The following is a 6,578-nucleotide window of genomic DNA, read 5'->3' as shown; positions in this document are numbered from 1 at the left end:
AATTGCCCCGTTNAACGATGTGCAATTGGACAAAACAAGTGTATGAGAAGTGCAAGCCATTCGTTTCTATTTTAAAACAACAGTTACTCGAAGGATCTTTGATCGGGATAGACGAAACTACGCTTCAAGTAATGAAAGAACCGAACAGATCCAATACGACTAAGTCGTATATGTGGCTGTTTCGAGGAGGTCATCCGGATAAACCGGTATTACTTTATCTTTATAGAGAAACAAGGTCTGCGGAGTTCATCCCGAAATTCTTGAATCGATACCAGGGTTGTATTCAGACCGACGCTTTTAGTAGCTATGATTCCAATTTTAGAAATTGGAAAGGAGTGCTTCATGGAGGATGCTTCGCGCACGCGAGAAGGAAATTTTACTCGGTCTGGCAGTCGGAAGAAGATCGTATTGCAATATGTCATAACAAGTGTATGAGAGGTCTACGCGGTCGAAAAAGAAATTCGAAAACAAAAACTTCACTCTCTGTGTTTATTTTCAAAGATTCAAAAAATCAGGGAAGAAAAATCAAAACCTATTTTGGATGATTTAAAAACATTCTTAGACAGTGCCTATTCTCAAGTCCTTCCAAAGAGTCCGATCGGCGAGGCAATTCGCTATACCTTAAACGAATGGGAGCGATTGACGATTTATCTTTCTCATGGAGAATTTTATATCGATAACAATCTTGTCGAAAATGGAATTCGGCCCTTCGTAATCGGACGAAAGAATTGGCTATTCTCAGGCAGCCCTGACGGAGCTGAGGCCAGCACTTTCTTTTTTTCTATCGTTCAAACCGCTATCGCTAACAAAAGAGATCCCTATGCCGTCCTTCGTACTCTTTTCGAAGGGGTGCCTGCCTCCCATTCAACACAAGATTTTGAAAGTCTTTTTTCAAACGCTATGGGATGGGGTTAATTGATCGCTTACCGTAATCCGCCGTTTATGCCGGTTCGCGTCAAGGCCTACGCGTGCGATGATCAAAATTCCAAATTTGAGTCGCAACGCGAAAACTTTATTCCTTATCAAAAAATTATCGATCCCGGACTGAAATTAATACTTTCTCAGAATTTCATTGGACTAAACCGTCCACAGTTGCTTGGTCTAACACGCAATAGTAGTAAAACGATTGCGTAGCTTTTACCGACTGGATAAAACCGAAAAATTCCTTCCAAAGCGACCCTTCCCAAGTGCTATCCACTACGCTGCATCCGGCGCTGGCGGCATTTACCTCTTCCGACGGAGTCGATTTAGCGTGAATATCGATGCCGAACCAACCCGTCTGGAAAACGCTCGGTTTTTCTTCTTTCCAGGAAACCCAGGGCGATTGATCCGAATGCTCCTTGTATCTTTGGACCGTAACCTGAGAGTCTTGATTCAACGCGGGATGTCCTCGGTGAATCCCGATTTTATATTTATAGAGACCTTCTTTTAATCGCGCGGTTCCTAACGGATTCATTGCCATTCGTAACCAAGTCAATCCGGGATCTAACGTAGCATTGTACGAATGGCATTCCAATTGGGTCGTTTTTCTGAGCAGAATCAGCGAGTCGTTATAGGCGTTAATTTTATCGTCATTCTTCGTTAAAACGTTATTCGGGAGCGTATAACCTCGAATTCCAAAAATAGCGAATTTATTATCGAGATCGATGATCGGTTTTCCGGTTTGATCATGATAGGTGCGGCTTTCATATTCGATTAATTTACTGGCCAAATCCGCCAAGTTCATCTTTTTCCCGTCTCCATTGAATTGATAAAGATCGAATAGCCTTTTTAGAGTTTCGCGGTCCAGTAAAAGAAAAAATTATTTGGATACGTCTTAACTGGCTCGCAAAGTCGGAATTGAGTCCTTATTGCTAAACGACTACAAAATATATCCGTATTTGACCCCGGATCGCCCGATTTTTATAGTTTATAATGGAAAGGCCACATTTTTTTGTTATTTTCCAAGAATTTAAACTGATGGAAATTCCTATAAGTAAATAGGGACGCATATGAAAAGAGTTCAAGACGAATAAAAAAAAGTTTATGCCCCCACCCTTTTGTATAATCTCCCGCCGATAAGAACTACCAAAAACGAGGAGATAAACGGAACTCCGAAATTTAAGGGAAAGTCCGGCATTGAGGAACGAAGAGCATCGATCACGTAAGTAAGAGAATTCACATGGGAGATTACTTTAAGCCAATCGGACATGATTTCAATCGGATAGATTGCGTTACTGACAAAAAATAAGGGCATAGTCGGTAGCCGGCCTGGACTGCAGTTGCATAAGTCATAGTACCCGCAACTCGTTTCTAAAAATCAAACGTCTGCGGTTTGGACTCCGTTAAATTTTCTTCTGTATAACGCCGGGGACATTCCAGTTGCTTTTACGAATTGGGAGTTAAAGGTAGATTTAGAATTAAAGCCTACTTCAAAACCGATCTCCAACACCGATGTTTTAGGATTGGCGATTAAAAGTCTGCAGGCTTCCTTGACTCTATAATGGTTTATTAATTCGTAAAAACTCATTTTATGGATTTCGTTCAAATAGCGAGAAGTTTGGTGAACCGTCAACCCCAGACCCGCAGCTAAGTCCGTTAGGCGAAGTTCGCTATCACGATAGAATTTTTGCCGTTCCAATATTTCTTTCAGCCTTTCGTCCGCTTGTTGAATATCTTTCGGAAGAAGGCTGGTATTTTGGTATTTGGCGGTTTGAATGACCAGATCGATTTCCTTAAAAAAGCTAGGGTATCTTTCCTTCAAAACGAACATCATCAGAACGATTACACTTATACAGGCGGCTCCGATTTCGAATAAAAGAAAATTCTTTAAAAAGAAAGCAGGTCCGATCATGCTATTAGCAATCACCGGTAAGAGAAGAATAATCCAAACCAACTTAAGCTCGTAAATCTCGTATCTACGGCTTATCTTATGATAGATATGTAAGCAGAATAAAGAATACACGGAGACTTGAACACAGGCGATTAGCGTCCCGAAATGTATTAAATCCCAATCGAATTGAACCGCACTTTGCCGAACTAGGTATCGCAATTCTATAGAATCCTTTTGAAAATAGAAAATTTCGGAAATGGCAACGAAAGAAGGAAGAAAAAAATGAGCGCCGTATTTAATCGCGAGATTTCGGAGGCCGACGTTTTCGTCCAAGGATTTGTGAAGGCGGGAACTTCCGTAAAGATAAATCAAAGGACCGACGAGAGTTATGCTAGTGTGAAGAAATAGAAATAAATACGGATTCTCCGTATGTTTCGAATCGGAGTACCAACCGTACCGAATGAGAATTGTTCCGGTTAAAAACATCACTAACACTAATAATTTGCTGGAAGAGTTTCGCTTAACGATCTCGAGGAATGCATAGAGAAATGAAATCCCCGCTCCGAAGTAGATCATCGTTTTTAAGCCGTAGTGAATGAATTCCATACCGTTGTTCTTTTTCAATGAATCCTCAGGAATCATTCCTCTTCCATATCTTTTTGCCGTTCTTGGAACGATATAAGCCGAAAAATCCTTCTCGAACTTGGAAATCGGATCAAATCCGACAATTTAAAAAATAAGCAGGAACGATGGGCAAAGAAAATGTCCTATCCGATAGGATAGAACGCCCTAACCTATAGGAGCGGTCGATATACGTATCTCTGATGATATCCTAAGAATATGAATCAGCAACAGACGCACCCACTGGCAGTTTTACAGCTCAAAGGAACCCAAGAGGAAATGGGCCGACAGTTCGGCGAAATCATGAACGTTATAGGTCAGTTCGAACCGATCTTCGATTTCTATCCTGCCATGGCTCAAAACTTGCTCTTAGGCAGTATGCCTAGGGGAAGTCGGAATGCCTTGGCTAAGGGAGTCACCTCTCTTTTCGTAAAAGTACTACAGGGCAAAATGAGGAAGCATAGACCCTTGGAATTCTCTAAACGGACCCTTGCCGCATTAGCGGTGGCCGGTCAATCTTCCCGAATCGAAAGAGAACTATTTACCATGGACGCATTTCAAAATGCTGTAGGTCTCTTGGGGAAAATTCAAATTCTTCCCGAGTTAGGCCACATCACCGGTTGGGGGAACTCGCAATTGGTTCCGGCATGCACGAGTGTTGCAGTTTGGGGAGACCAAAGCCGTGACGGAAATTTGTACCATGCCCGTAACTTCGATTTTCCCGGAGTCGATGTTTGGGACCTACGACCGATCATCGTGTTTTGTACTCCGACGAACGGCTTGCGATACGGTTACATCGCATGTCGGGGCGCGGATGTTCCGGGTATCACCGCGTTCAACGAAGCCGGTTTAACGATCGCGTTTCATACCAGATTCCATAGAAAAATCGGCTTTGGAGGATTAGGAGTAATCGACTTCGGTCATGAAATTATTTCCGAAGCCAAAACGATAGATGAGGCTGCAAGAATAGCAAGATCCCACAAAATTAATTCCACCTGGGGGGCAATAGTTACGAATCATTCGGAAAAAGGTCCTAAGGCTGCCGTGATAGAAACCAACTATGGGGATGTGGATGTAACGTATTCCAATCAAGGAGCCGAGAGTTTCGTGAATACGAATCATTATCTAAGCTCTCGACTACAGCACGGAGAATTGTTGGCGGCTCCGGTTTTTTACCATCACAGTCATAGTAGGTATAGTCGTGCACGACAACTCTTGGACGAGCAAAAGAAGAAAGGTACGAGCGTAATCGATCTGCAGAATTTGTTAAACGACTCAATCGATCCGACAAGCGGCGCTCAAAGGGTAATGGGTTCGACTATCAGACAGATTACTTCGGTAAAATCGGTCATCATGAGTCCGGAAGCCGAAAAAATCCATATTTCGGTGGGAACGGCGCCGACCGGCAACGGCCCGTATATTGAAATTCCGATTCGTTGGGACTCCCCCGGTCATAAAATCATAAACCTCCCTCAGAAAGCTCAATCACAGAACGGTAAGGCGGATAATTCGGAACCGAGAATAGCGGTTAAACATTATAAAAATGCTATGTTATTGAACGACATTGCGACTTCCTCCGACCTGGACAAAGTAATCGAGGAACTCCAATTGGCGGGTCGATACGCCGTAAATGATCCGTCTCTCTTGTTTTTGGAGGCATTACTGCATTTGGAAAAAGATCGGTTTAGACAAGGAGTGCAACTTTTGGAAGAAGCGATTGCCTCGGAATCGTCATCTTTTCGTAAACAGCAGGCGGAGCTCTGGCTTGCAAGAACCTTGGCCGCTTCCGGGAAAGAAAAGAGATCCGAACATATCTATCGTAAGATTCAGAAAGGAAACGACTCCGCCGAAAACTTCGTCTGGAAAAAAAAGGCCTTCACCGATAACGGAAGCTACTCCGCAAGAAAGCTAAGAAAAGTCTCTCCCAATTTTCTTTTAGTGGACGCAAACGAACTTTGAGCGGGGATCCAAGCGAGAACGGAAGCGAATTTTCCAAGAAACCGCAATGGGCGTCAACTTCTTATCTTCGGTTGGAATGAGCTTGTATGACTCTTTCTCCCCGAGAAACATTACTATATTATGGTATTTAAAATTGACCGTAATGGAGAATAAAGAATATGTATCACTACTATGCCAGCGTTCCTGGCGCAACTAGGGCTAAAGGAAGAAAGAACCGATGAATCCATCTCCGTTTCAGGGTAAAAAAATCTTTATCGCCGGCGGATCCGCCGGGATCGGAAAAGGTCTTGCTATGTCGTTCGCTAAATTAGGGGCAAGCGTAATGATCGGCGCGAGAGGAGAATCCGGCTTGCTGAAAACGCTCGAGGAATTGAAGGATTGCGGTAGTTCGTCGGCGATTTTCGGACATGTGATCGTAGACGTATCCGATTCGGTTAAAGTCGGTCTCGCCGCTGAGAAGGTACTGGATACCCTAGGCGGCCTCGACATTTTAATCTGCAATACCGGTTACGCTCAGGCGGGAACGGTGGAAACTTTGGACGAAAGCGCATTTCGCCGGCTGATGGATGTGAATTTTTTCGGGCATGTGAATTTAGCAAAAGCGTTTCAATCCCATTTCACTCGGCAGCGTTCGGGAGATATCGTGTTCGTTTCTTCTATGCTAGCGATCTTATCCGTTTACGGATACTCGGCTTATTCCGCGAGTAAATTCGCGATCGTAGGATTTTCACAGGCTTTTAGGCAAGAGATGCTGTTACATAACGTTCGAGTAAAACTGTTCCTACCGCCGACTACCGACACTCCCGGTCTGTCGAAAGAGAACGAAGATAAGCCTCCACTATGTAAAGAGATTGAAATGGGTTCCGCATTGAATGCGACTCATTCCGTGGATACTGTAGCTAAAGCCTTGATCGACTGGTTACCGTCCAGGAAATTTTTCGGATACGCTACCTGGGACTCCTGGCTTCAGTACTTCCTAGCCAGACATTTTCCCGAATTGACTCTAAAGATTGCGGATGGGGAGCTACGGTCTGCCCAATCGCGTCTTTCGAAAAAAACATAACCGAATCTTTATAAGTATTCATGATAGGAAAAGTTTCCGGACCGTCTACAAGTCTTCAAGTTACCTTTAACCGGAACGAGTTGATTGATAGGAAAGGAATGTCCTTTCAAACTCTGAAATTTA

At 43.5% G+C, this 6,578-nt stretch carries 7 protein-coding genes; 4 read left to right on the top strand and 3 right to left on the bottom strand.

Annotation, left to right across the window (positions count from 1 at the left end):
• The first annotated feature begins 17 nt into the window (after positions 1-17).
• Positions 18-545 carry an IS66 family transposase gene (locus tag LEP1GSC047_RS22360; protein WP_020988571.1) on the top strand — a complete coding sequence of 176 codons (528 nt, stop codon included), beginning with the start codon at positions 18-20 and terminating at the stop codon, positions 543-545.
• Positions 460-915 carry an IS66 family transposase gene (locus LEP1GSC047_RS22355; RefSeq protein WP_337587471.1) on the top strand — a complete coding sequence of 152 codons (456 nt, stop codon included), beginning with the start codon at positions 460-462 and terminating at the stop codon, positions 913-915. The genes LEP1GSC047_RS22360 and LEP1GSC047_RS22355 overlap by 86 nt, the downstream gene beginning before the upstream one ends.
• A 154-nt stretch (positions 916-1,069) precedes the next feature.
• Here the strand turns inward: LEP1GSC047_RS22355 and LEP1GSC047_RS09290 are convergent, their stop codons facing one another.
• The 3 genes from LEP1GSC047_RS09290 to LEP1GSC047_RS09280 form a co-directional block, all read right to left on the bottom strand.
• Positions 1,070-1,726: a hypothetical protein gene (locus LEP1GSC047_RS09290; RefSeq protein ID WP_010419563.1), complete on the bottom strand. Its 657-nt coding sequence runs from the start codon at positions 1,724-1,726 to the stop codon at positions 1,070-1,072.
• 297 nt (positions 1,727-2,023) lie between these two features.
• Positions 2,024-2,236: an ABC transporter permease gene (locus tag LEP1GSC047_RS09285; RefSeq protein WP_010419565.1), complete on the bottom strand. Its 213-nt coding sequence runs from the start codon at positions 2,234-2,236 to the stop codon at positions 2,024-2,026.
• A 63-nt stretch (positions 2,237-2,299) separates the two neighbouring features.
• Positions 2,300-3,418 (bottom strand): helix-turn-helix domain-containing protein, encoded by a 1,119-nt coding sequence (locus LEP1GSC047_RS09280; protein ID WP_039934561.1) that lies wholly within the window; start codon positions 3,416-3,418, stop codon positions 2,300-2,302.
• Positions 3,419-3,652: 234 nt separating this feature from the next.
• Between LEP1GSC047_RS09280 and LEP1GSC047_RS09275 the strand changes: the two genes are divergently transcribed.
• Positions 3,653-5,392, top strand: a complete 1,740-nt coding sequence (locus LEP1GSC047_RS09275) for a C45 family peptidase (protein WP_238325550.1) — start codon at positions 3,653-3,655, stop codon at positions 5,390-5,392.
• A gap of 217 nt (positions 5,393-5,609) precedes the next feature.
• Positions 5,610-6,455: an SDR family NAD(P)-dependent oxidoreductase gene (locus LEP1GSC047_RS09270; protein ID WP_010419574.1), complete on the top strand. Its 846-nt coding sequence runs from the start codon at positions 5,610-5,612 to the stop codon at positions 6,453-6,455.
• The last annotated feature ends 123 nt before the right edge of the window (positions 6,456-6,578 follow it).

Source organism: Leptospira inadai serovar Lyme str. 10, from assembly GCF_000243675.2.
GTDB lineage: Bacteria > Spirochaetota > Leptospiria > Leptospirales > Leptospiraceae > Leptospira_B > Leptospira_B inadai.
Note: the sequence above shows the minus strand (reverse complement) of the source record. Positions and strands in the feature narration are given on the sequence as shown.

What these genes read in the sequence shown, in the direction of transcription:
- LEP1GSC047_RS09285 (WP_010419565.1), bottom strand. Translation starts at nt 2,236, where the DNA reads ATGCCCTTATTTTTTGTCAGTAACGCAATCTATCCGATTGAAATCATG.
- LEP1GSC047_RS09275 (WP_238325550.1), top strand. Translation starts at nt 3,653, where the DNA reads ATGAATCAGCAACAGACGCACCCACTGGCAGTTTTACAGCTCAAAGGA.
- LEP1GSC047_RS09270 (WP_010419574.1), top strand. Translation starts at nt 5,610, where the DNA reads ATGAATCCATCTCCGTTTCAGGGTAAAAAAATCTTTATCGCCGGCGGA.
- LEP1GSC047_RS22360 (WP_020988571.1), top strand. Translation starts at nt 18, where the DNA reads ATGTGCAATTGGACAAAACAAGTGTATGAGAAGTGCAAGCCATTCGTT.
- LEP1GSC047_RS09280 (WP_039934561.1), bottom strand. Translation starts at nt 3,418, where the DNA reads ATGGAATTCATTCACTACGGCTTAAAAACGATGATCTACTTCGGAGCG.
- LEP1GSC047_RS09290 (WP_010419563.1), bottom strand. Translation starts at nt 1,726, where the DNA reads ATGAACTTGGCGGATTTGGCCAGTAAATTAATCGAATATGAAAGCCGC.